The sequence below is a fragment of the Glutamicibacter sp. Je.9.36 genome, from assembly GCF_051129975.1.
Taxonomy (GTDB): Bacteria; Actinomycetota; Actinomycetes; order Actinomycetales; family Micrococcaceae; genus Glutamicibacter.
Map to the genome: position 1 here is coordinate 316,311 of NZ_JBCPSN010000003.1, position 23,232 is coordinate 339,542.

A 23,232-nucleotide genomic window follows, 5' to 3' on the forward strand; every position below is an offset into this window, starting at 1 on the left:
CACCATGCGAGTGCTCATTGGTTCATCCCCTGAAGAAGTTGCACGCATCGCTGCCGACAACGTGTTGGCCGGCCTGGCCCATCACAGCGCTGGAGCCCCCTCGAATTTGGGGCTTGCCACAGGTTCGTCTCCGTTGGGCCTGTACCGTGAACTTTCCCGTGCGGTCCAGGAAGGCCGTGCCGACTTCACCGATACCCAGGGTTTCGCCTTGGATGAGTACATCGGGATCCCGGACACCCACGAACAGTCCTACCGCCAGACGCTGATCAACGAGGTCTGCAATGTCATCGGCTTGCCTGCCCGCTGCCTGCATGTACCGCAGGGCATGGCCGCATCCGTGGAAGCCATCGAGACGGCGGCCCGGGCGTACGATGTCTCCATCGCCCAGGCCGGTGGCATCCACGTACAGATTCTGGGCATCGGATCCAATGGGCATCTGGGCTTCAACGAACCAGGCAGCGCGCTGCGAAGCCGCACCCGCATCAAGCGCCTTGCGGCCAATACCCGTGAAGACAACGCCCGGTTCTTCGACGGCATCGAGCACGTTCCCACCCACTGCGTCACCCAGGGACTAGGCACAATTCTTGACGCCGGCCGCTTGGTCCTGGTGGCCGTAGGCGCGGGCAAGGCCCAAGCCATTGCCGCTGCCGTCGAAGGGCCGCTGTCAGCTTCCTGCCCGGCATCCGTCCTGCAGCTGCACCAGGATGCCGTGGTAGTAGTTGATGAAGCGGCAGCCAAGGGGCTGAAGCTGCGTGAATACTACGATGACGCGGCTGAGGAACTGACCGTCGTAGACCTCGTGGTCAGCTAGACCGCCCAGCCAATGGCATACTGAAGCCATGGCCGTCTACTTTGAATGCGTTACGCTTTGCGGTGCTTCTCGTGCCGAGCTCTTCGAGAAATCGCTCAGCATCGACGCGCACGCCGGTTCAATGGCCGATTCGCAGGAAAAGGCCGTGGCTGGGGTTACCAGCGGCACTATCGGATTAGGCGAGCAGGTCACCTGGCGTGCCAAGCATTTCGGCATCCCCTTCCGGATGACCTCGAGGATTTCCGACCTGGATGCCCCGCACACGTTCACCGACCAGCAGGAGCGAGGACCTTTCAAGTCCTTCCACCACGTCCATGAATTCTACGAATCGGATCAAGGGACGTTGATGGTGGACAAGATCCGCTTCAGCGCTCCATTGGGTCCCTTGGGCTGGCTAGCCGAGCGGCTCGTGCTTGGCTGGTACCTGCCCAAGCTCATCCGGATCCGCAACGACTACCTAGTCAACGCGCAAGGCTAATCCTGCTCGCTAGCGGTCCTGTGGCTCGATGACCACAGCCCACTGGCGCACCGCGCAGGAGTAGGATTCCCCGCATTCTCGGGTCTGCGGCTGCGCCTGGACTATGACGGTCATCGGGCTGGGCAATTCACTGGCATCCACCGGAAGCACGTGGCTGAACGAACCGTCGGCGTTAACCGGGATCTTCAGATCCGGGCCTTGATCCGATATGGCTTCGCCCCGCTCCAAGATGACGGAGTACACGGTTCCCGCCGGCAAGTCCAGGTGGCAGGCAGGGGCGGAGGCGGCCACAATGACTGTCGTTTCCTGCGCGCCCTCTGCATAGGTCAGCTGCGGGCCTTCAGCATCGCAATACCTATCTGCCACGCTTTTCGGGTTGGCTACGGCGAACAGGATTCCAGCAGTGGACACGGCAATGAGCACGGCTGAAATCATGCTGGCTCTCATGATGAGCGTCGAGATCCTGAGCATGCCGGCCCCATCCCAGTGGCTTGTATCCTTGTCGTCCAGTTGAGCCTATACATGCTTGGCCAGCAAAGGAAGATGCCGGTTGCCGCCTTTGGACCCGCTGCCGAAGCCAGCCAATGCCCCTGCAGAAGTCCCGGTTCACGCAGTCGTTGACTACCCGGTTGGAAAACTTGGTTTCCAGGCTCCGCAAATTCAACCTCTTCCGGCGCGCGGCACCAGGCGCAGTGCGGATTGGAAGTTGGATCCGAGGGCTCATCGCCGTCGGCCTGCAAGGGGAATTATTGACGGCTCCACGTGTACAGTGGATTAGCCGCCACGACGGCAGTAAACCGCTACCCCTATCAAGGCCAATGACCCCGATGCAGCAGACCTCGACAGCCAGCTCACCTCTTGCGGTGCGAAAAATCGCCTTAGTGGTTTCGCACGTGCTCTCCCCCATTATCCTGGCCACCGTGTTGCTGCTGGCAACGCCATGGCGGGATTCCTCAGTGCGCTGGACCGAGTCGATTGTTGCCGCCCTGTTCACCACGATTATTCCGTGGCTGATCCTGGCCGGGGCGAAACTGCGCGGCAAGGTCACCGATATGCACGTGACCGTCAGACGTCAGCGGCATGGGATCTATGCCTATACCGCAGGATTGATCCTGTGCGGCCTGCTCGTGCTGCGGGTCATGGATGCCGGTTCCGGGATCTTCCTCGAAGTGCTCAGCATCCTGCTTGGATTGGCGCTTGTTGCCGTGATCAATTTGTGGTGGAAGGTCTCGGTGCACCTGGCTGTGGGCACCTACGTTGTTTTGCAGGTGGCGGGACAGCAGGCCGAGCTGATGCCGCTAGTGGTGTTCTTCCTTGCGGTGCTTTCCTGGGCCCGCATCCGCAGCTACCAGCACACCGCCACACAGGTGTGCGGCGGTGTAGCTGTGGGCATCGCCATCCATTACGCGCATCAGTGGATAGCAGCTTTGCTTCCCTAGGCGCTAGGCTCCGCGAGCTTGGCCGGATCCACCAGTCCGGCGTACTGCCAGCCCGGGTTGCTGCTGGGCCGGCCTACCTGGCATCCGGCTTCCTCTGCAATCAGCGCGCCGGCGGCCCAGTCATACTCCTGGGTGCCATATTCGGCGTAGGCGTCCAAAGACCCCTCAGCCACCAGGCACAGGTCCAGCGCGGCCGAGCCGAGTCGGCGCACATTCACGTAGTCCTGGAGCATCTGCCCGAGCACTTGGGCCTGGAACTGGCGGCGCTGGGAATCATAGCCGAAGCCAGTTGCCAGGATCCTGGTCTCGGATTCGGCCGGCCCGGTGAGCTGTGTGAGCTTCCCGGATCGCAGATCAAGCTTCCATGCACCCAATCCCTTTCCGGCGAAGTATTCCACCTGCAATGCAGGGGCGACGATGGCCGCGGCTACCCAGGTCTCGCTGCCATCCTCATTGCGTTGGCAGACGCCCACCGAGGAGCAGTAATAGGCGATGTTGCGCACGAAGTTCGTGGTGCCATCCAGCGGATCAATGCTCCAGCGCAAGCCGCTCGGGTTCGCAGGCTTGGCACTTGGATATTCCTCGCCGGTCAGTTCGTCGTTGGGCCGGGAGGTCAGGATGGCCGCGCGAATTGCTTCTTCGGCGGCACGGTCGAAGTCGGTCACCCAGTCCCCGGCCGCCGATTTGTCGGTGAGGTTGAACTGCGATTCATCGCGGCGGCTGAGTACTTCAGCGCCGGCGGCGGCGGCCCGGCGGGCAACCATTACCAGCGGATCATGAGTCACTGAGCGGTCCATTTCTAGCCTTCCGTTGGTGCGGCGAGGGCTACCTCGCGCGCTGCGTCTGGGCCCTGCTCAAGCAGGACGCCGAATCCGGTTTCGTCCAGTACCGGAACACCCAGGGACTGGGCCTTGTCCAGTTTTGACCCTGCGGCTTCGCCGGCCACCAGGAAGTCAGTCTTCTTCGAAACGCTGCCGGTGGCCTTGCCGCCACGGACAATGATCGCTTCCTTGGCGGTATCGCGGGAATAGTGTTCCAAGGTACCGGTCACCACGATGGCCAAACCTTCGAGGTTCTTGGTGATGTTCGCATCTTGCTCGTCTTCCATCTTCACCCCAGCGGCCTGCCAAGAGGAGACAATTTCACGGTGCCAATCCACCTTGAACCAGTCCACCAGCGCTTCGGCAATGATTGATCCGACGGAATCGATTTCGCTCAGTTCAGCCTCGGCGTTGCCCGAGTCAAGGACCTCGAGCAGGGCATCCATGGAGCCGTAGCGGGTGGCAATGGCCCGCGAAGCGTTCGGGCCAACGTGGCGGATGGACAGTGCCACCAGCACGCGCCACAGCGGGTTGCCCTTGGCTTTTTCCAGCTCATCGAGCAGCTTCATGGTGCTCTTGGTTGGTTCTGACGGCTTCTTGGCGGTGGCCTTGGAGTAGAAGTACGGGACGAGCTCGAAAATGCCGGTGCCTTCCCCCTTGGAACGCTTTTCCCGCCATACCTTCACCTCGCCAAGCTCGTCGAGCATGTCCTTGAGGTTGAACAGTTCGGCTTCATTCTTCAGCGGGCCGGGGCCAGCAGGCAGAATGATGCCGCCCTGGGTGGCAGGGTCCTCGCCCGGACCGCTGGTCAGGGCCGCCGCTGCTTCGTAGCCCAGTGCCTCGATATCAAGGGCGCTGCGTCCGCCGAGGTAGGCCACGCGTTCGGTGAGCTGGGCCGGGCAGGATTCAGCGTTGAGGCAACGAATGTCCACATCGCCTTCCTTGGCCGGCGCCAGTGGCTGCCCGCAGGATGGGCATTCGACAGGCATGACGAAATCACGCAGGTCATCGTTGCCATCACGCAGTGGCAGCACCGGGCCAACAATTTCGGGGATGACGTCTCCCGCCTTGCGCAGGATAATGGTGTCGCCAATCTTGACGTTCTTCGCCTTGACGACTTCCTGGTTATGCAGGGTCGCGCGGGCCACGGTGGAGCCAGCGACGAGGACCGGTTCCATCACGCCGAAAGGCGTCACGCGGCCGGTGCGCCCCACCTGGACCTGGATGTCCAGCAGCTTGGTGTGCACTTCTTCTGGCGGGTACTTGTAGGCGACAGCCCAGCGTGGAACACGCGAGGTGTAGCCCAGCTGTTCCTGGGTGGCCAGGTCATCGACCTTGATGACGATGCCATCGATGTCATGGATCAAATCGTGGCGCTTCTCGCCGTGCTCGGCAATGTAGTCCTTGGCTTCCTGGCGGCTGCCGACAACGCGGCCGTAGGGCGAAACCGGAAGACCCCAGTTGCGCATCAGCTCATAAGCCTGGGACTGTTCAGCAAGGTTGAAATCGCGGCTGCGGCCCAGTCCGTGCACGAACATGCGCAGCGGGCGCTTGGCAGTCTGTTCCGGGTCCTTCTGGCGCAAGGACCCGGCGGCCGCGTTGCGCGGGTTGGCCAGTGGCGCCTTGCCCTGGGCAATCAACGCTTCGTTGAACTTGTTGAAGTCATCGGTGGCAATGAAGACTTCGCCACGGACTTCGAATTCTTCGGGCCAGCCGGTGCCGGACAACTCCTGCGGGATGTCGCTGATGGTCAGCGCATTGTGGGTAACGTCTTCACCGGTGGTGCCGTCGCCGCGGGTAGCTGCACGCACCAGCTTGCCCTGGCGGTACGTCAGGTTCAGTGCCAGGCCATCGATTTTGACTTCGCACAGCCACTTGACCGGGGTTTGCGGGTGCAGGCGTTCGGCATTGACCTGGGCACGTTCGAGCCACGCTTCTAGTTCATCAAGTGAGAAAACGTCTTCCAGCGAGTACATGCGGCTTGCGTGGGTGACCGATGCGAAGGCGGCGGAAACTTCGCCGCCGACTTCCTGCGTGGGCGAATCCTGTCCAGCCAGGATGGGATAGGTTGCCTCGAGCAGCTGGAGCTCATGGAACAACGCATCGTATTGCGCGTCGGAGACCAGAGGAGCATCGTTTTGGTAGTACGCCTCGCGGTGGGCACGGATCTGCTCGACCAGCTGTTCATAGCGGGACTTGTCAGCTTCTGGCGGAACGTTGGTGGCCTCAACTGGTGTTACGTCTTTTTCACTCACGTATTCAATTGTGCCCCACCGGCGGACAGTTTAGCTGGCTTGGAGCCCTAGTTCCCAGGTGCGTCAATTTGCGCGGACTCGGCTGCCAGCACATCAAGGACAATCACCGCGATGTTGTCCCGGCCGCCAGCTTCCAGTGCGGCCCCGGTGAGAATCCGGGCCGCTTCGGTGCGGTCCTTGTAGTTCACCAGCAAGGTCTGCAAGATGTCTTCGGTCAGTTCGCCCGAGAGCCCGTCGCTGCACAGCATGTAGCGGTCGCCGATGCGTGGCTGCAAGACGGTGAGATCCGGCTGGCTTTCGGCGCCGGCGCCAAGCGCACGGGTAATCAGATTCCGGTGCGGATGATTGCGGGCTTCCAACTCGGTGATCTGCCCGGCATCCACCATTTCCTGCACGGCCGAATGGTCACGGGTCAGCTGCTGCAGGGCGCCATCACGCAGCCGGTATCCGCGCGAGTCCCCCACATTGACCAGCAACAGGCTCGGGATTTCATCGGCGACTACCGGGATCGGCTCGGTAGCTGGAGCCAAACTGGCCCGGTGGTTCTCCAGCATTTGCGGAGTGATCTTGGAGATGACGTCAGTGTTCTGCGTCATCGCGAAACTTGAGGTCCAGGGCGGCACCGCGGCCAGTGGAGCGGTCACATTGTCCCGGCCTTTGCCCGGGGTCTTGATCTGCACCAATGCGCACAAGGTAGTGCCGCCACGTGATTCAAGCGCTTCGCGAATGCGGTCATCAGCCAGCTGCACCTGGCGCTGGACATCCGGCACGGATGGCAGTTTCCGAACCGACGTCTTATTGGCGAAGGTGCAGATTTCCTGCATGGTTTCCACCGCAAGCTGGCTGGCCACCTCGCCAGCTTCGTGACCGCCCATGCCGTCGGCTACCGCATACACGATGTCGTGCATCAGGATGCGGTCCTGGTTTTGCGTTCGTTTCCGGCCCACGTCCGTCAGCCCTGCCGCGGCGAGGATGAACGGTACCGGTGCTGGTTCTTTAGCCATTAGTCGATCACCAGTCCTGCTCCCTCGCCTGCGGAGAGCTCATAGGGTTGAATGTCTCCAAAGCCGCGCACCGCGGTGATTTCCTGGGCGGTGAGCACAAAGCGTGCGTCATTGCGCAGGGTGTTTGCGGTAATCGCGTCGGTCAGCACGGTGCCCGGTTCCGCCAGCGAGGTCAGCCGAGCAGCCATGTTCACCGTAGGACCATAGATATCGCCCAGGCGGGAGAGCAGCCGGCCCCAGACCACCGCGCCGCGGGTTTGCGGGAAGAGCTCGTCCTTGGCCAGCTCGCGCGACAAGGACAGCGCAATCTCGGCGCCGGCCTGCGGGGTTTCGGCCACGTAGAGCACTTCATCGCCAATGGTCTTGACCAGGCGGCCACCGCCCACGGAAATGACCTCGGCGCATTTGGCTTCGAAGCGCTGCACCAGCTGGGCCAGGGTGCGCTCGTTCATGCGGCGAGACAGCGAAGTGTAGGAGACCAGGTCGGCAAAGCCCACCGCACGGGCCAGCGGCAGCGGGGTGCCGCCATCTTCGTCGCCACGGTCTTGGTTGTAGGCAGCCACTCCGGTTTCCACCCGCAATGCCATGCGGTGCACGGCAGAGTTCAGCTGGCGGCGCCATGAGTAGAGCAGCAGGTCTTCAATCGCTGGAATGATTTCGGGCAGCAGGCCGAAAAGCTGGCGGCGCGCCTGGCGATCCGACATGTTCTGGTTGGCGATCATGTCCTCAACCAGGGCTTCGATCTGCCACACCACCATGCGGTCAGTCATCTGGCCAACCGAACGCATCAGGGAAATGGCGGTTTCTTCGGTCAGCTTGCCTTCGCGGACCATGCCCACCATGGTGCCCAGGGCTTCCTTGTCGGCCTGGGTGAAGAACACTTCATCATCGCTGAGTTCAGGGAAGCCGATGGCGCGCCAGAGCTTGCGCGCGGAGTGCAGGGAAACACCGGCTTCGGAAGCGACCTCGCGTCGACGGAATTCGCGTTGGCCGCCGATGAGCCGCCTTTCCAGCGAAGCGACGGTGTCGCGGACAGCGTCGGGGGTGTGGGCCGGAATGCGCAAGGGGCCTTCCATGGCCTGCGCAAGTTCGAAAATTGGATCCGACTCGGCCGGTGTGGCCACAGGGGGGTGCTGGCGGGCGCCGCGGACAGCCTCGGCGGCGGACTGCGGAGAGTCTGCTCGGGGTGTGTTGGTGTGCTCGGTGCTCATGCCCCCATGCCCTCACTGTTCGTCGTTTCGGTGTGTGCCGCATTCTGGTTGCTGCGCAGGTTCGCCATCGCCTCCATTGCCAGGGAACGGAAATACGGTACCGAGGGGACATGTGAGAGTCTCACGTATCCCTGGTTCAGCACGATATCCAAGGTTCCCGCACGCGTCATGGTGTTTTTCGCCTTGCTGTGCGCGACGAGGTCGCGAACTGTAAATAATCCTACAGATTGCAGTTTGCCATCGTTGTATGTGGGTCGGAACATGATCCGCTCGGTGGTCAAGACGATTTGGCTGCGTAGCCAGCGGGCCCAGGGAATCACGCTCCAGATCAGCACCAGGGCGGCCCAGAGAACCACCGAAACGACCATCCACACATTCGCATTGCCAGCTAGCCAGTCCGAGAGATCTTCCCGGGAGAGATAGCCCAACGAGAAGGTGCACAGGGCAGTCAATACGAGGAAGGCTCCCACGGGCTGGCGCAGCACTCGGGAATGTTCACGAGTTTTGATAATCACTCGTTCCCTTTCATGCAGCGGCAACTTCATCGTGTTGTTCCTCGCCCCTCCTGTTCTCGACTCCGTGCTTCGGTCATCATCTCCAATAATAGTCCCGGGCCAAGACCCAAGTCTGGTTAGGCATACTTTCCGTCGGCGCGCCGTACGTGGTGCACGTCCCCTGCCATCACGTGCTTCCGCTGCCCGGTTCCATATTCCAGAACCAACGAGCCGTCTGCGCCCAACTCGACCGCGTTGCCAACCAGCGTGGATCCATCGGGGAATTCCACACGCACTTCATGTCCCAGTGTGGCCAGCTTGTCGCTGACGAGCTGGCGCAAAGATTTTCCATTATTTCCCGGCAACGGCATCTGCGCAAAGCCGCCGACCCGGCGGAAACCCTGATCCAGTGCTGCGAATTGCTTCAGGTACTCAGCCAGCAGTTCGGTGCGGTCCAAGTTCTGGGCGCCAGCCAAACGCAGGGACGTCGCGGTGGGCACCGGAAGCTCGTCCCGGTTCTGGTTCACGTTGATTCCGGTGCCAACCACTACCCCGTAGCCGTTGCCAGTTGGCACCATTTGCGCCAGTATGCCGCAGACTTTCTGCTCTCCGGCCAACAAATCGTTGGGCCATTTGATGCCCAAGGGAACGCCGCCGATATTCTCGGCGGCCCGGCTCCAGGCCAAGGCCGCAAGCATGGTGTACCAAGACAGGGATTCGGCAGGGAAGCTGGGACCGGGCACTGCCAAGACACTGACGGTCAGGGAGGATCCTGCCGGAGTTACCCATTCACGGCCCAAACGCCCTTTGCCTGCCTGCTGGTGCTCCGTGAAGTACACGCTGAGGTGGCCGGCATCGCCATTGCCAGCCAGTTGCGCCAACTCGGTATTGGTTGAACCGGAGGTTGGCTTGATACTAACCAGCCCCAATCCCAGCTGCGCGGTGAGCTCGGTGAAGAGCCGGGAATCGAGAACTGCGCGGTCGGTGCCATGCGGGTTTTCCATACCTCCAACCCTATGGCACCGGCCGATGATTACGCTTAGTCCTGCCTCGTCATCTGCCTAGAGGAAGATGTCTTCAACCAGCGGGACTTCGGGGTTCAAGGTGTACTTCTCCAGGTCCGTCTCCCCAGCCAGGGTCAGCACCTGTCCATCCGTGAAGAAGTTTCCGCTGACTCCGGCTGGCGGGCTGGCAAGAATGGCCATGGCGGCATCTGCCACGACCGAAGCATCGCGCGCTCCCTGAACCATTTCCTGTCCGCCCGGCAGGTTCCGGATGGCTGCGGTATCGATCAAGGTTTCGGGCCAGAGCGAGTTCACGCCGACGCCATCGCCCTTCAGCTCTTCGGCCAGGCCAAGGGTGGTCAGCGACATGCCGTATTTGGCCATGGTGTAGGCCAAATGCCGTCCAGCCCACTTCGGATCCAGGTTCAATGGCGGGGAGAGGGTGAGTATATGGGCATGCTCGGAAGCGCGCAGGTACGGGAGCGCGGACTTGGAGAGCAGGAAGGTGCCGCGGACGTTGATGTCCTGCATCAGGTCGTAGCGCTTCATATCAAGCTGATCGGTCTTGGCCAGGTTGATGGCCGAGGCGTTGTTGACCACGATGTCGATGCCGCCGAACTTTGCCACGGCCTCTTCCACCGCGCGCTGCACATCGGCGTCCACGCGGACATCGCCAACTACGGCCAGGCCCTTGCCGCCTGCTTCTTCGATCTGCGCAACGGCGGTGTGGATGGTCCCTTCCAGTGCCGGGTGCGGCGTATCGGTCTTGGACAGCAGGACCACGTTGGCCCCCTGCTTGGCTGCGGCCAGGGCGATAGCCAGGCCGATGCCGCGGCTACCGCCGCTCATCAGGATGGTGCGGTTTTCCAGGTTCCCGGGAACAGGTGCGATAAGAGTGCGCGATTCACTAGTCATGTGATATAGATTACGCGATGATCCCCCACTAAGCTACTGTTCAGTAACTTATTCTGGCGTGCCACGCACCAGATATCGGGCCATTTTGTAAGATTCCTACAAACAAATGAGCTGTTTGCCCAGCTAGACTGGCTTAGTTGGCATTTTTCTTGTGCCATTCCTACACATTGAAGACAACTCGAGGGAGTCGAAGGCATGACGCAGGGCAGAACCGAGGCAGCCGAATCAATCGACCTGTCCACCACCGCCGGAAAGCTTGCTGAGTTCCGCCGCCGCCAGAAGCTCTCTAAAGCGCCAAGTGGCGAAGCAGCGATTGAAAAGCAGCACTCCCGCGGCAAGCACACTGCCCGCGAACGCATTGAAATGCTCATGGACGAGGATTCCTTCGTTGAGTTCGACGCCCTCGCAGTCCACCGCTCCACCGCCTTCGGCATGGAGAAGAAGAAGCCACTAGGCGATGGCCTGGTCTCCGGCTACGGCACCGTCGATGGCCGCCTGGTGGCCGTCTACTCCCAGGACTTCACCGTCTACGGCGGCTCCCTGTCCCAGGTCAATGGCGAGAAAATCGTCAAGGTCCAGGAATTTGCGCTACGCAACGGCTGCCCAGTTGTCGGCATCCTGGATGGCGGAGGTGCCCGCATCCAAGAAGGCGTCGCTTCCCTGGCCATGTTCGCCGACATCTTCCGCAACAATGTCCATGCCTCGGGCGTTGTCCCGCAGATCTCGCTAATCATGGGCCCATCGGCCGGTGGTGCAGCGTACTCCCCTGCACTGACCGACTACGTGATCATGGTCGACAAGACCAGCCACATGTTCATCACCGGTCCGGACGTCATCAAGACGGTTACCGGCGAGGAGATCGACATGGAAACCCTGGGCGGCGCCCGCCAGCACAACGCCAATACCGGTACCGCCACCTATCTTGCGTCCGATGAAGAAGACGCCGTGGAGTTCTGCAAGGAACTGCTCGATTTCCTCCCGTCGTCCAACCTCTCTGATCCGCTGATTGCCGAATTCGATGAAGAGCTGGATATCACTGCCGAGGACCTGGAGCTCGATACGCTCATCCCGGACTCCGCCAACCAGCCTTATGACATGCGCACGGTCATCGAGTCGGTTGTCGACGACGAGCATTTCTTTGAAATGCAGTCGCTGTACGCACCGAACGTGATGATTGGCTACGCCCGCATCGAAGGACGCACCGTGGGCATCGTCGCCAACCAGCCAATGCAGTTCGCTGGCACCTTGGATATCGCCGCCTCGGAAAAAGCTGCCCGCTTCGTGCGCAACTGCGACGCTTTCAACATCCCGATCCTCACCTTCGTGGACGTGCCAGGTTTCCTGCCGGGCAAGGACCAGGAATTCCAGGGCATCATCCGCCGCGGTGCGAAGCTGCTCTACGCCTACGCCGAGGCCACGGTGCCGAAGCTGACCGTGATCACCCGCAAGGCCTACGGCGGAGCGTACATCGTGATGGGTTCGAAGAAGCTGGGCGCGGACCTGAACCTGGCTTGGCCTACCGCGCAAATCGGCGTGATGGGTGCCCAGGGCGCAGTGAACATCCTCTACCGCCGCGATCTGGCCGCAGTGGAAGCCGAAGGCGGAGACGTCGAGGCCCGCCGCAAGCAGATTATCGACGACTACGAGGCCGAACTGCTCAACCCCTACCAGGCGGCGGAGCTGGGTTACGTGGATGCGGTCATCGCCCCGAGCGAGACCCGCTTCCAGTTGGTTCGCGGCCTGCGCGCACTGCGCGAGAAGCACGTTAGCCTGCCGCCGAAGAAGCACGGCAACATCCCGCTGTAAGCAGCAGTGCCTGCCCGCCTAGTACCAGCTAAAACCAAAAAGGAGCACTCCCATGGAACAGAACGCTGCGTTGCCTGTTGCCCCGCAGATCCGCGTCACCAAGGGAAACCCCAGTGACGAGGAAGTGGCGGTAGTTACCGCGCTGCTCGCTGCCATGGGCAATACTCCGGCTCCTGCACCAGAAGCCGCAGAGCCCAAGAAGCGTGTAGCCCGGATCCGCAGGCGCCGGGCGCTGGCCCCGCGTTTGGGCTGGACTATTGGCCGGCGCTAAGGCCTGCTGAAAGCGATGGCCCGGAACGTTCCCTAGCGGAATTTTCCGGGCCATTGCTCTGTGCGGCGCCGCTGGCAACCTAGTCTTCGTCGGGAACTTCGAAGTCCAAGATGGCTAGGTCGGAACGAGTCACCAGATGCTAACTCACAGCGTGTTCCACCAGTCGCGCCCTGCGGTTGGTGGCCAATTTTCCAGGTCCCCCGCGCAGCCCGGCCACGCCGGCCTTGTCCAATTTGTCGCAGACGTTATCGAGTTTGAGATTGAACTTCGTAATTCCCCACCCCAGCCGGGCGGCGGCAGCGGGCCAATGGTGGTCTCGCCCGAAGCGTCGTAGTCCATGCAGGCCTGCCGGAATACTCATCAACGCAATACAATTCGCGTGCTTCATCTCCATCAGCGGGAACCGCCTATGCGACCGCAGATGCCGGTTGATTCCTTTTCGGCAGGTCCAGCGGCATAACCCGCGCCTTAAAGCACCTGCTAGACGACCGCGGAAGCAGTTCAGAACGAACCTGCGCAAAAGTCTTCAACAAATCTTTCATATCAACTACTGTTAGTTACATGACATCCTCTGCACCGCACCGCGAGCCTTCGGCCATCGACCAGATCGCCGAAGCCTTCTTCGCCAAGTCCCTTGAACTGACCCCGGAATGGGGAGTTTCCCTTGGCCTGCCAGGCTACGAGACCACCTATGGCGACTACTCCCCTGCTGGCACCACCCAGCAGATCAGCTTACTGCGGGAGACTCTGGGCGCATTGGCCAACGCCACTGCGGTCGACGCAATTGACGAAGTCTCGCTTGACGCGATGACCGAGCGATTGAGCCTCGAACTGGAAATCCTGTTCACCGGGCGCACCGAGCTGAACAATATCGCCAGCGCGGCACAGGAAATCCGCTCAATCATCGATTTGATGCCGCAGGAGTCCTCCGAGGACTACGCTTTCATCGCCCAGCGAATGTCCAACATTCCGGCTGCGATTGACGGCTACATCGCATCTTTGCGTGATTCCGCTTCAAATGATCTGGTTGCGGCGCAGCGCCAAGTGTCCATAGTGATCACGCAAACCACCGATTACGCCAAGGATGGCGGATTCTTCGACCAGTTGGCCACCTCCGGCACCGCAGTGGATACCGCTTTGCAAGCACAGCTGGAAGCCGGAGCCGAAGCCGCGAAGAAGGCCTACCGCAAACTCACCGCGTACTTGCAAGATGAACTCCTGGCACAGGCACCGGCCGAAGACGCGGTGGGCCGAGAGTACTACTCGCTGATGTCCCGCCGCTTCCTGGGCGCCGCAGTGGATTTGGAAGAGACCTATGCCTGGGGCGTCGGCGAACTCGATGCCATCATCGCCGAGCAGCGGCGCGTCGCCCAGCAGATCAAGCCGGGCTCCACGATCGAGGAAGCCAAGAAGATCCTCAACGAGGATCCGGCGCGCAAGCTCTCAGGCACCGACGCCTTGCGGGATTGGATGCAGGGCAAGGCTGACCAGGCCATGGCGGACTTGTCGGGCAAGCACTTTGATATCCCGGCGCCAATGGACCGCATCGAATGCATGATCGCTCCGACCCAGGATGGCGGCGTGTACTACACCGGCCCGTCAGAAGACTTCAGCCGCCCGGGACGGATGTGGTGGTCGGTTCCGCCTGGAGAAGATGAATTCACCACGTGGGCCGAGCTCACCACCGTCTATCACGAGGGCGTTCCCGGCCATCACCTGCAGATCGGTACAGCCCAAATGCAGGCCTCCACGCTCAACAGCTGGCGCCGATTGATGTGCTGGGTTTCCGGACAGGGCGAAGGCTGGGCGCTGTACTCCGAACGCCTCATGCACCAGCTGGGCTATCTCGATGACCCGGGCGATTACATGGGCATGCTCGATGCGCAACGCATTCGAGCCGCGCGAGTGGTCTTTGATATAGGAGTTCACCTGGGCTTGGAAGTTCCTGCACAGTGGGGCACCGGCACCTGGAACGCCGAAAACGGCTATGAGTTCCTGGAGAAGAATCTGGACATGTCCACGGGTCAGCTGGACTTCGAGTACAACCGCTATTTGGGATGGCCAGGCCAGGCTCCGTCCTACAAGATCGGCCAACGGCTCTGGGAGCAGATCCGCGACGATCTCGCGGCCGCCGAGGGCGAGGACTTCTCGCTCAAGGAATTCCATACCGCGGCATTGAAGCTCGGTTCAGTTGGCCTGGATACCTTGAAGCGCGCCCTGGTGAAGTAGCCTCCAGGAAATCGGCTTGGCGGTTCTGCTTATTGGCAGGACCGCCATTCGTTTTATCCCTTGTAGCTGGAAATCTGGATCAGATTGCCACACGTGTCATCAAAGGTCGCAACCACGACGGGTCCGGCATCCGTCGGTTCTTGCGTGAATTTCACGCCCAGTGAGCTAAGACGCTCGAATTCCACCTGGACATCATCAACGGCAAAGGAAGTTGCCGGGATGCCGTCTGCTTTCAGTGCTGAACGGTACGGCCCAACGGCAGGGTGTGCTGAAGGCTCCAGAAGCACTTCAGGACCTTGCTCCTGGTCCGCTGCAACAAGGGTCAGCCAGCTGTATTCGCCCACAGGTATATCGTGCTTGACCTTGAAGCCCAGCACCTCGGTATAGAACGCCTTGGCTTTCGCCTGATCATCCACGCACACACTAGTGATATAAACCCGCATTATTTCCTTCTTTCAGTTCCGGCCCATGCAACAACCACGGATTCCCCACGCCTTGCTGGCTTCTACCTTTCCATATGGTTCCGACAGGTCAAGATCACTGAAGCAGCACTGAAGAGCCCAGCTTTATATTCCAGGGAAAAACGATAACAAGCTATTGATTAACGATAGATAATAGTCGACAATCATTAGATGACCAGTCTCGCTATTTTACCCGCCCGAATCGCACTCATCGCAATCTTCCTCGGGGCGCTCCTTGGCCAAGTGCTGATTTTGCCGATGTTCATCGAGGAGACCACCTACTTTCATCCCGAAGTGGCCCATCTGGCGACCCCGTACCGGTGCGCAGTGACGGCCGGGCTTGTTTTCCTGCAGATTGCCCTGATTTGTTTTTGGATCCTCATATTGAAGCTTCGGCGCCGAACCTTCTACCAGGCCAGCTCACTGCATTGGTTCAGCATTGCCATTTGCGCCGCCGCTGCAGCAACCCTGCTGGTCCTGGGGCTGGGAATTCACCTCTTGGGGTTTATCGGCGCCGGCGGTCCCGGTGTCGTCCTTGCCGTTGCCGGCGGGGTGGCACTGGGAGGAACTGCCACTTGCTTGCTGGTCGCACTGCGCGGCATGCTCGCGTCCAGGATACGAAAGCAAAACTGCGTGAAGTGAGCGATGCTTCTTCAAGCACAGTCGCGGCGATTAGTCCAGCAACAATGGCACGGAGCCAAAAATTCCCATGTGAAGATCTGTGTCCTCGCACCGAAGTCTTCGCACAAATCGTGCGTCATTTCGCCGGTCCAGTGACCCTAGACACCGCTTTTCAGTGCAATAAAGCACAAACGGCGAAATACCGTCATGTTGCGTAACATAAACTGCCGCCGACGAAGAAAAGCGCCCTAATCTTGAACGCATGTCTACTACCGCACCTTCATCTAAGCTTCCACGCTGGATGACCAATTTCGGCCCGCAGATCATTGCGGCGCTGATTGCTGGTCTTCTACTGGGTCTCCTAGCCAAGTACACCGGCAGCACCGCCGAGGAACCCAACGGGCTGGGTGAAGCCCTGTCGATCATTGGTTCCAGCTACGTTGCGTTGCTGCGCACTGCAGTGATCCCACTGATCTTCTTTGCGGTTGTCGCCTCAATTGCCAATTTGGCCAAGGTCACCAATGCGGCACGCCTTGCGTGGCAGACCCTGCTCTGGTTTGCCATCACTGCCTTGATCTCGGTAATCATCGGCATGGTTCTTGGCACCGTTTTCCGCCCCGGAGCGAATACCGGCCAGGGCATGCCAGATGAATACGATGGCAAGACCGGCGACTGGCTCGGCTTCCTCACTGGCCTGGTCCCAGCCAACTTCCTGGGTCTGGGCGCGAGCACCAAGCTGGTTGATGAAGCAACCGCTTCCACCTCGATCAGCTTCAACGTCCTGCAGATACTGGTCATTGCCATCGCCGTGGGCGTCGCTGCCCTCAAGGTTGGCAAGGCGGCCGAACCATTCCTCGCGTTCTCGGCCTCTATCCTGGCGATCATCCAGAAGGTCCTCTGGTGGATCATCCGCATCGCGCCGATCGGCACGGTTGGCCTGATCGGCAACGCTGTTGCCACCTATGGCTGGGACACTATTGGCGCACTGGGCAAGTTCACCGTTGCGATCTACGTCGGCTTGGCACTGGTGCTATTCGCGCTCTACCCGGTACTGGTCCGCGCACATGGCCTGTCAATCAAGCAGTACTTCTCGGGTGTATGGCCTGCAGTGCAGTTGGCCTTCGTTTCACGTTCTTCGATTGGCACCCTGCCATTGACCCAGCGCGTGACCGAACGCAACCTCGGGGTGCCTTCGGGCTACGCTTCCTTCGCAGTGCCGCTGGGCGCGACTACCAAGATGGACGGCTGCGCTGCCATCTATCCGGCGATCGCAGCAATCTTCGTTGCCCAGTTCTTCGGTATTGAACTGTCCCTCACCGATTACTTCTTGATTGCGCTGGTTTCCGTATTGGGCTCGGCAGCAACCGCAGGCACTACCGGCGCCATCGTCATGCTGACGCTGACCCTTTCCACCCTGGGCCTGCCGCTGGCAGGCGTTGGCCTGCTGATGGCCGTTGACCCGATCATTGATATGGGCCGCACCGCGGTAAATGTCGCCGGCCAAGCACTGATTCCAACCATTGTCGCCAAGCGCGAGGGCATCTTGGACATTGACATGTACAACGCACCACGCAATGGCAACCCCTTCGCTGATGAAAGCATCTCAGCGGCAGATGCTGAGGCAGCTGCAACCAAGTAGGCATTGCTGAAGGAAAGCGGCGCACGAGCACTATTGCTCGTGCGCCGCTTTCCGGTTAAAGGTCACACGGATTTACTTTGCACAGGGTGCAACTTTGCACGTAGTGTAAGTTATGTGACTTCCCCGAGTACCGGCACCCGCCGCGAACTAAACAAACGAGCAACGAAACAGGCCATCGTTGAAGCCGTCGCGGACCTGCTTCGCAACGGCTCTGCCACGGCGCTTACCGCTACGCAGATCGCTGAAGCGGCCGGTGTTTCGCGCCGTACACTCTTCAACTACTTTCCATCAGTAGATGCGGTCTTCTCCTATCCCCTGCACCAGGTTCTGGGAACCATGGTGGATTCCATTAGCGACCTGACCGACTCCATGCCTCTGGTCGAAGCGATCATCGAATCGCTCAAGTCTGATGACGTGTCGCAGATGCTCGGGCAAGTGGCCCAGTTTGGTGCATTCTTGCGAACGGAAGAAGCCAACTGCGGCTTCCCCTCCACGATGAACGAATGGCGGACAGCCACCACGGAAGTCATCGAAAAAGTCGCCCGCCGTTATCCGCAGGCCGACAGTTTTTCCATCAGAGTCTTTACCCATGCTCTGCTCGGCGCAGGCCAAGCAGCATTTGATGAGTGGATCGAGCGTCTGCCAGCTACCGAAACTCACGGTCTGGATATTTCCCCCGAGCTCATCTCCGTCTTCCATTCCTTGATTACCCAGGCCATGAAAACCCTTGACCAGGGTTTTACCGCCTTGCCGCTGACCAGCACTAGCACCTTGAAGGACATCTAAGCTCATGGCTTCCCTCCTCTACCGCCTCGCTCGATGGGCACACCTGCACCGCTACCGCGTCATTTCAATGTGGCTGGCGGCCTTCATCTTCATCGGCCTGTGCGCCAGCTTGTTCATGGGCCAGCTATCGAATACCTTCACCCTGCCCGGAACTGAAACCCAGCGCACCCTCGACCGGATGAAGGAAGAGCTCCCGGATCTCGCCGGCGGCTCTGGCTCGATTGTGTTCCGTGAAAGCTCGAACCGGCCGCTGAACGAAACCCAGAAGCAGGCCGTCGCCGAGTCCCTGGAACAGCTGGCCATGCAGTCCCAGGTAGTCGAAGCCATGAGCCCCTTCGAACTGCAGGAACAGCTCGATAAGGCGCAGCCAGAGCTGGAGAAAGCGCAGCAGGAACTCGTTGACGGCCAGGAAAAGCTTGACGATGCCAAGGTGCAGATTGCCGATGGCAAGGTGCAGCTCAAGGAAGGCCGCGAGGAACTCACCGATGGCTGGGCACAGTACTTTGACGGCCAGAAGGAAATCCAGGCTGCCGAGCCGCAAATTGCCGCCGCTGAAAAGCAGCTCGCCGATAGCCGCGCGCAGCTGGAAGCCGGCCAGCGCGAGCTGACTTCGGGTCGTGCCCAGCTGGAAGCTGGCGAAGCGAAGTACAACGCCGGATTAGCCCAGTACAAGGACGGAACGGCCGAATACAACGCTGGCCGCGCAAAGTTCGACGCTGGCGAGCAGAAGCTCGATGCCGCTGACGCCAAGCTCGCCGCGGGCGAGAAGGAGTACCAGGCTGGCATGGACCAGCTGCTGGGCGACTCTTCCCGCGAAGAATTCGACGCAACTCTGTCGGCCGGCAAGGAAGAAGCCACCACGGGTCTGAAGTCAGCTGAAGATGGCCTGGCCGCCGCACAGGCAGGACTGGCCGAGGCTGAAGCCGCTATCGATGATCTGAAGATCCAGATTGCAGGCGTGCAACAGCAGCTTGATGCCGCTGAAGAAGCCGGCAATGAAAAGGAAATCTCCGAATACACCGCTGCGTTGAACGCCTTGCAGGGTGGTCTCGCCGAAGCCGAAGCCGGCAAAACCTCGGCTGAATCCGGCATCGCCCAAGCGACCGCCGGTAAGCAGCAGGCCACCGCCGCACTGGGGCAGATCGCCAAGGCCGAAGCCGGCTTGAAGCAGCTTGACGCCGCCCGCAAGGAACTCGACGCTGGACAGGCCCAGGCCAAGGCCGGCCATCAGGAACTGGAGGCGAACCGCAGCCAGCTTAGCGCCGCCAAAACCCAGCTGGACGACGCCAAGGCGCAGCTGGATGCAGCGAAAACTGAGATCGCCAGCAACAAGGTGAAGCTGAGCGAAGGCCAGGCCGAGCTCGATGCCGGCAGGGCCAAGCTGGAGGCCGGGCAACGTGAATTCGATGCCAAGAAGGCCCAGTTCCTTGCAGGCAAGGCCGAGCTGGCAGAAGCCAAGAACCAGCTTGAAGACGGCGAAAAAACTATCAAGGAAAAGACCGCCGAGCTTGAGCAGGGCGAGAAGGACATAGAGCAAGGCCTGAAGGATCTGGAATCCGGCCGCGCTGAACTGGAATTCGCTTCGCGCCAGGTGGGCGCAAGCTCCGATATGCGTTTCGTTTCCGAAGACGGCAGTACTGCAGTTTCGCAGGTGACCTTCAAGGTCCAGACCGACGCTTTGACTCCCGATGACCGCGAGCAGATCAAGGCTATCGCCGCAGGTCCACAGGCTAACGGCGTGGAGGTGCTGTTCTCCAAGGAGATCATGCAGGACATGTCCCAGGTCTTCGGAGCCTCGGAAATCATTGGTGTGGTCATCGCTGCCATTGTCCTGATTGCCATGCTCGGCACCTTGGTCGCCGCCGGCCTGCCGCTGTTGCTGGCGATCCTCGGTGTGGGCGCTGGCGTGGGCACTACGATGGCGTTTTCCTCGCTGATTGACATGGCCTCGATTACCCCTGCCCTGGCTCTCATGCTGGGCCTCGCGGTGGGCATCGACTATGCGCTGTTCATCATCCACCGCCACCGTTCGCAGCTGCTGTCCGGCATGGAGGTCGGAGAGTCGATTGCACGCGCCGTCGGAACCAGCGGCAACGCTGTAGTCTTCGCTGGTCTGACCGTGATCATCGCACTGGCCGCACTGGCTGTTCCAGGACTTCCGTTCCTGACCGTCTTGGGCCTGTCGGCAGCGTTCACCGTGTTCTGCTCGGTGCTGCTGAACATCACTTTGCTGCCAGCACTGCTGTCCCTGGCCGGCACCAAACTGGTTTCCAAGCGGGCCCGCAAGAAGGCAGCTGCGGATGCCGAGAATCCCCAGATCAAGGAATCGTTCTCCATTCGCTGGGTGCGCATGGTCACCAAGATCGCTGTTCCGGTGACCCTGCTGGTGATAGTCGTCCTGGGTGCCATCGCCCTGCCGGCCACGCAGATGCGAACCGCTTTGCCTGATGGCAGTGCAGAACCTGCCGATTCGCAGGCCTTCCAGGCCTACGAGCAAACCAGCGACAAGTTCGGTTCCGGCTACAACGGCCCGCTGCTGGTCTTAGCTGATCTGCCTGCAGGGCTCAGCGAGCGCGAAGCTGAGGAAACTAGCCTCGACGTGGCCGAGAAACTGCGCGAATACAACGGCGTGGTGGCCGCAATTCCAGCCACCATGACCGAAGACCGTACCTTGGCAGCCATCCAGGTGATCCCTACCGATGGCCCTTCCTCGGAAGCCACCGAAGCGCTGGTGCACCAGCTACGTGCGGACTACTCGGAGTTCTCCGAGGCCACGGGTGCCGAAATTGCCGTGACCGGCCAGGTTGCCGCGCAGATTGACGTCTCCGAAAAGGTCACCGCCGCCCTGGTACCGTACCTGAGCATCGTGGTTGGCCTGTCGCTGATCCTGCTGCTGCTGGTCTTCCGTTCGGTCGTGGTTCCATTGCTGGCCACCGGCGGCTTCCTGCTCTCGCTGGCCGCGGCCTTCGGCGCCAGCGTCATGGTTTACCAGTTCGGCTGGTTCTCCGGCCTCTTCGATGTCAACGTTCCCGGTCCGCTGCTCAGCTTCCTGCCGATCCTGCTCACCGGCATCCTGTTCGGGCTGGCCATGGACTACCAGGTCTTCCTGGTCTCGGCGATGCGTGAACGCTACGCTCACGGCGAGCCGGCCAAGGACGCGGTCCGTTCCGGCTTCTCGATGGCAGCACCGGTCGTCACCGCCGCTGCGCTGATCATGATCTCGGTCTTCGCCGGCTTCGTGTTCTCGCACCTGGCAATGATCCGCCCGCTCGGTTTCGCGCTGGCTTTCGGTGTGCTCTTCGATGCGTTCATCATCCGCATGACCTTCATTCCGGCAGTGATGCACCTGCTGGGCGACAAGGCCTGGTACCTGCCTAAATGGCTGGACAAGATCCTGCCGGATGTTGATGTCGAAGGATCGAAACTCAACGATATGCTGGATTCCGGGGAAAGCACTTCCGCTGATAATTCCAGCCAGGACCAGGCCAAGGAGAACGCCGCCGTATGAGCGAACAGATGAAGACAGGACCCCGGTTGCTGCTGGCTTCGGCTTCGTGGGGACGCAAGAAGGTCCTGGCCGATGCGGGCATCAAATTCACCACCCAGGTTTCCGAGGTGGATGAAAATGCGGTGCTGGCAGCTGCCGTGGCCCGCAACGGCGAGCAGAGTCCAGCGCAGACCGCATTGCTGCTGGCTCGTGCCAAGGCCGAGAACGTGGCCCAGGCAGATCATCCGGCAGGCACCGTGGTGCTGGGCTGCGATTCGGTCTTCGAACTTGATGGCGTGGCCTACGGCAAGCCGCACACCAAAGAGGTAGCCCGCGAACGATGGCTGCAGCTGAGCGGTTCTACCGGAATCCTGCACTCGGGCCATTGGCTGATTGATCCCGCCAATCCGGAACAGGCTCGCGGCCAGGTATCTTCCACCGTGGTGCATTTCTCCACCGTGGATGATGCCGAGATCGAGGCCTACGTCGCCAGCGGGGAACCGCTGCCCTGCGCCGGGGCATTCACCATTGACGGGCTGGCTGCAGCCTTCATCGAGTCCATCGAAGGCAACTTCCAGAACGTCGTCGGATTGGATGTCTTCGTGCTGCGCGGCCTGCTGGCCCAAGCCGGGATCAGCATCGTGGATCTCTGGAAATAATCCGGTTCCGGCCGGCAAATGGTGTCTTCCGCCCCACAGCGGAAGGCACCTTTTTCATGCCTGCAGTTCCCTGCTCAGCAGCATCTGTTCGTGCCCGAACCCGCGCTGGAGCATGATGTGGCGCCGGCAGCGGCGGCAATGGAAGTATTCAACAATCCCGGCGGAAGTCCGATGGCTGGATCCGATCTCCCAGCAGTGCTCATGGACATCGGTTTCCTGCCTGGAATCAACGGCTTGGCTGTGCTGTGCAATAGTCATGGCTCCAGCATGATGTAATGTTCTTATGCAACTCAACCCTTACGGAGAATATGCGGTGCTCCTCGCTGCATCTCTGGCCAATGACTGGCCATCGGACCGCGACGGCATCGAACAACGCACCCGGCAGAGCGGCATGACCATGCCTTTTCCGCGGTTCGCCTCGGACTATGCCCAAACGCGCGCGGTAGTGGATGACTGGCTGGACATCGTTGATGCGCCGTCCGATCCCGAGCGGGCGCTGCTGCTGAATTTGCAGGCGGCTCGCGCTTCGGCCTATCCACGCCTGGTGGACCACGATGGGGAGGGTTGGCACCTGCACTATCGCGATGACGGCCAGAGCATGCCCCAGGTGCTGCGCTCGGTCTTCTGCGTGGGCACGGCATTGCACCTGACCACCAGGGGCATGCACCGGCTGCGGCGCTGCGAGGCCGCACCGTGCGGCCACGTGGTTGTGGACGTGACACGCAACGGGCGCCAGCGTTTCTGCTCGGTGCGTTGCGCCAATCGCGCGGCCGTCAGGCGGCACCGCGAACGGCAGGCGTAGCTGCCGGGGCTGATTCATGCCAGGCCGGAACCATGGCGT

The 23,232-nt window shown here is 60.8% G+C and carries 23 protein-coding genes; 12 read left to right on the top strand and 11 right to left on the bottom strand.

Annotated elements, in window-relative coordinates; all coding sequences use genetic code 11:
• The first annotated feature begins 4 nt into the window (after positions 1–4).
• Together AAZQ98_RS09855 and AAZQ98_RS09860 are read left to right on the top strand one after the other, a co-directional pair.
• The gene (locus AAZQ98_RS09855; RefSeq protein ID WP_434692146.1) at positions 5–811 is read left to right on the top strand and encodes a glucosamine-6-phosphate deaminase; all 807 of its coding nucleotides are present in this window, start codon (positions 5–7) and stop codon (positions 809–811) included.
• 28 nt (positions 812–839) lie between these two features.
• Entirely contained in the window at positions 840–1,289 is a 450-nt protein-coding gene (locus tag AAZQ98_RS09860; RefSeq protein ID WP_426735226.1) for an SRPBCC family protein, read from the top strand.
• A gap of 9 nt (positions 1,290–1,298) precedes the next feature.
• Here the strand turns inward: AAZQ98_RS09860 and AAZQ98_RS09865 are convergent, their stop codons facing one another.
• Positions 1,299–1,736: a hypothetical protein gene (locus tag AAZQ98_RS09865; protein WP_434691827.1), complete on the bottom strand. Its 438-nt coding sequence runs from the start codon at positions 1,734–1,736 to the stop codon at positions 1,299–1,301.
• Between the two features lie 434 nt (positions 1,737–2,170).
• On the opposite strand from AAZQ98_RS09865, the gene AAZQ98_RS09870 reads away from it, so the two are divergent.
• Positions 2,171–2,728 carry a hypothetical protein gene (locus AAZQ98_RS09870; RefSeq protein WP_332487793.1) on the top strand — a complete coding sequence of 186 codons (558 nt, stop codon included), beginning with the start codon at positions 2,171–2,173 and terminating at the stop codon, positions 2,726–2,728.
• Here AAZQ98_RS09870 and AAZQ98_RS09875 read toward each other — a convergent pair.
• From AAZQ98_RS09875 to AAZQ98_RS09905, 7 genes are all read right to left on the bottom strand, one after another.
• Entirely contained in the window at positions 2,725–3,513 is a 789-nt protein-coding gene (locus AAZQ98_RS09875) for an inositol monophosphatase family protein (protein WP_400342629.1), read from the bottom strand. The genes AAZQ98_RS09870 and AAZQ98_RS09875 overlap by 4 nt on opposite strands.
• A gap of 14 nt (positions 3,514–3,527) precedes the next feature.
• Positions 3,528–5,804, bottom strand: coding sequence for an NAD-dependent DNA ligase LigA (gene ligA / locus AAZQ98_RS09880; RefSeq protein WP_434691830.1), 2,277 nt, complete (start codon positions 5,802–5,804; stop codon positions 3,528–3,530).
• A 47-nt stretch (positions 5,805–5,851) separates the two neighbouring features.
• Positions 5,852–6,808: a PP2C family protein-serine/threonine phosphatase gene (locus AAZQ98_RS09885; protein WP_105657142.1), complete on the bottom strand. Its 957-nt coding sequence runs from the start codon at positions 6,806–6,808 to the stop codon at positions 5,852–5,854.
• On the bottom strand, positions 6,808–8,019 hold the full coding sequence (locus AAZQ98_RS09890) for an adenylate/guanylate cyclase domain-containing protein (protein WP_105657141.1): 1,212 nt from the start codon (positions 8,017–8,019) through the stop codon (positions 6,808–6,810). The genes AAZQ98_RS09885 and AAZQ98_RS09890 overlap by 1 nt, the downstream gene beginning before the upstream one ends.
• Complete coding sequence (locus AAZQ98_RS09895; RefSeq protein WP_388024110.1) at positions 8,016–8,564, bottom strand: hypothetical protein; 549 nt, start codon at positions 8,562–8,564, stop codon at positions 8,016–8,018. Before AAZQ98_RS09895 ends, AAZQ98_RS09890 begins: the two co-directional genes overlap by 4 nt.
• An 86-nt stretch (positions 8,565–8,650) precedes the next feature.
• Positions 8,651–9,517: a biotin--[acetyl-CoA-carboxylase] ligase gene (locus AAZQ98_RS09900; RefSeq protein ID WP_434691835.1), complete on the bottom strand. Its 867-nt coding sequence runs from the start codon at positions 9,515–9,517 to the stop codon at positions 8,651–8,653.
• A gap of 57 nt (positions 9,518–9,574) precedes the next feature.
• Positions 9,575–10,432, bottom strand: coding sequence for an SDR family oxidoreductase (locus tag AAZQ98_RS09905; protein WP_434691837.1), 858 nt, complete (start codon positions 10,430–10,432; stop codon positions 9,575–9,577).
• Between the two features lie 195 nt (positions 10,433–10,627).
• Here AAZQ98_RS09905 and AAZQ98_RS09910 point away from each other — a divergent pair, with 195 nt between their 5' ends.
• Both AAZQ98_RS09910 and AAZQ98_RS09915 read left to right on the top strand, forming a co-directional pair.
• Positions 10,628–12,238, top strand: a complete 1,611-nt coding sequence (locus AAZQ98_RS09910) for an acyl-CoA carboxylase subunit beta (RefSeq protein WP_105657137.1) — start codon at positions 10,628–10,630, stop codon at positions 12,236–12,238.
• 52 nt (positions 12,239–12,290) lie between these two features.
• Complete coding sequence (locus AAZQ98_RS09915) at positions 12,291–12,509, top strand: acyl-CoA carboxylase subunit epsilon (RefSeq protein ID WP_105657136.1); 219 nt, start codon at positions 12,291–12,293, stop codon at positions 12,507–12,509.
• Positions 12,510–12,648: 139 nt separating this feature from the next.
• On the opposite strand, the gene AAZQ98_RS09920 is transcribed toward AAZQ98_RS09915, so the two are convergent.
• Positions 12,649–12,870, bottom strand: coding sequence for a hypothetical protein (locus AAZQ98_RS09920; RefSeq protein WP_434692168.1), 222 nt, complete (start codon positions 12,868–12,870; stop codon positions 12,649–12,651).
• A gap of 200 nt (positions 12,871–13,070) precedes the next feature.
• On the opposite strand from AAZQ98_RS09920, the gene AAZQ98_RS09925 reads away from it, so the two are divergent.
• Complete coding sequence (locus tag AAZQ98_RS09925) at positions 13,071–14,738, top strand: DUF885 domain-containing protein (protein ID WP_434691841.1); 1,668 nt, start codon at positions 13,071–13,073, stop codon at positions 14,736–14,738.
• Between the two features lie 53 nt (positions 14,739–14,791).
• Here the strand turns inward: AAZQ98_RS09925 and AAZQ98_RS09930 are convergent, their stop codons facing one another.
• Positions 14,792–15,181: a VOC family protein gene (locus tag AAZQ98_RS09930; protein ID WP_105657125.1), complete on the bottom strand. Its 390-nt coding sequence runs from the start codon at positions 15,179–15,181 to the stop codon at positions 14,792–14,794.
• A gap of 189 nt (positions 15,182–15,370) precedes the next feature.
• Here AAZQ98_RS09930 and AAZQ98_RS09935 point away from each other — a divergent pair, with 189 nt between their 5' ends.
• From AAZQ98_RS09935 to AAZQ98_RS09955, 5 genes are all read left to right on the top strand, one after another.
• Positions 15,371–15,841: a DUF2975 domain-containing protein gene (locus AAZQ98_RS09935; RefSeq protein WP_434691843.1), complete on the top strand. Its 471-nt coding sequence runs from the start codon at positions 15,371–15,373 to the stop codon at positions 15,839–15,841.
• Positions 15,842–16,082: 241 nt separating this feature from the next.
• Complete coding sequence (locus tag AAZQ98_RS09940) at positions 16,083–17,459, top strand: dicarboxylate/amino acid:cation symporter (RefSeq protein ID WP_105657123.1); 1,377 nt, start codon at positions 16,083–16,085, stop codon at positions 17,457–17,459.
• A gap of 3 nt (positions 17,460–17,462) precedes the next feature.
• The gene (locus AAZQ98_RS09945) at positions 17,463–18,245 is read left to right on the top strand and encodes a TetR family transcriptional regulator (protein ID WP_434691845.1); all 783 of its coding nucleotides are present in this window, start codon (positions 17,463–17,465) and stop codon (positions 18,243–18,245) included.
• A gap of 4 nt (positions 18,246–18,249) precedes the next feature.
• Positions 18,250–21,753, top strand: coding sequence for an MMPL family transporter (locus AAZQ98_RS09950; RefSeq protein ID WP_434691848.1), 3,504 nt, complete (start codon positions 18,250–18,252; stop codon positions 21,751–21,753).
• Complete coding sequence (locus tag AAZQ98_RS09955; protein ID WP_105657120.1) at positions 21,750–22,391, top strand: Maf family protein; 642 nt, start codon at positions 21,750–21,752, stop codon at positions 22,389–22,391. Before AAZQ98_RS09950 ends, AAZQ98_RS09955 begins: the two co-directional genes overlap by 4 nt.
• Positions 22,392–22,445: 54 nt before the next feature.
• On the opposite strand, the gene AAZQ98_RS09960 is transcribed toward AAZQ98_RS09955, so the two are convergent.
• A complete protein-coding gene (locus AAZQ98_RS09960; protein ID WP_332594794.1) occupies positions 22,446–22,649 on the bottom strand; it encodes a hypothetical protein in 204 nt (67 codons plus the stop codon).
• A 25-nt stretch (positions 22,650–22,674) separates the two neighbouring features.
• Between AAZQ98_RS09960 and AAZQ98_RS09965 the strand changes: the two genes are divergently transcribed.
• A complete protein-coding gene (locus tag AAZQ98_RS09965; RefSeq protein ID WP_105657118.1) occupies positions 22,675–23,193 on the top strand; it encodes a CGNR zinc finger domain-containing protein in 519 nt (172 codons plus the stop codon).
• The last annotated feature ends 39 nt before the right edge of the window (positions 23,194–23,232 follow it).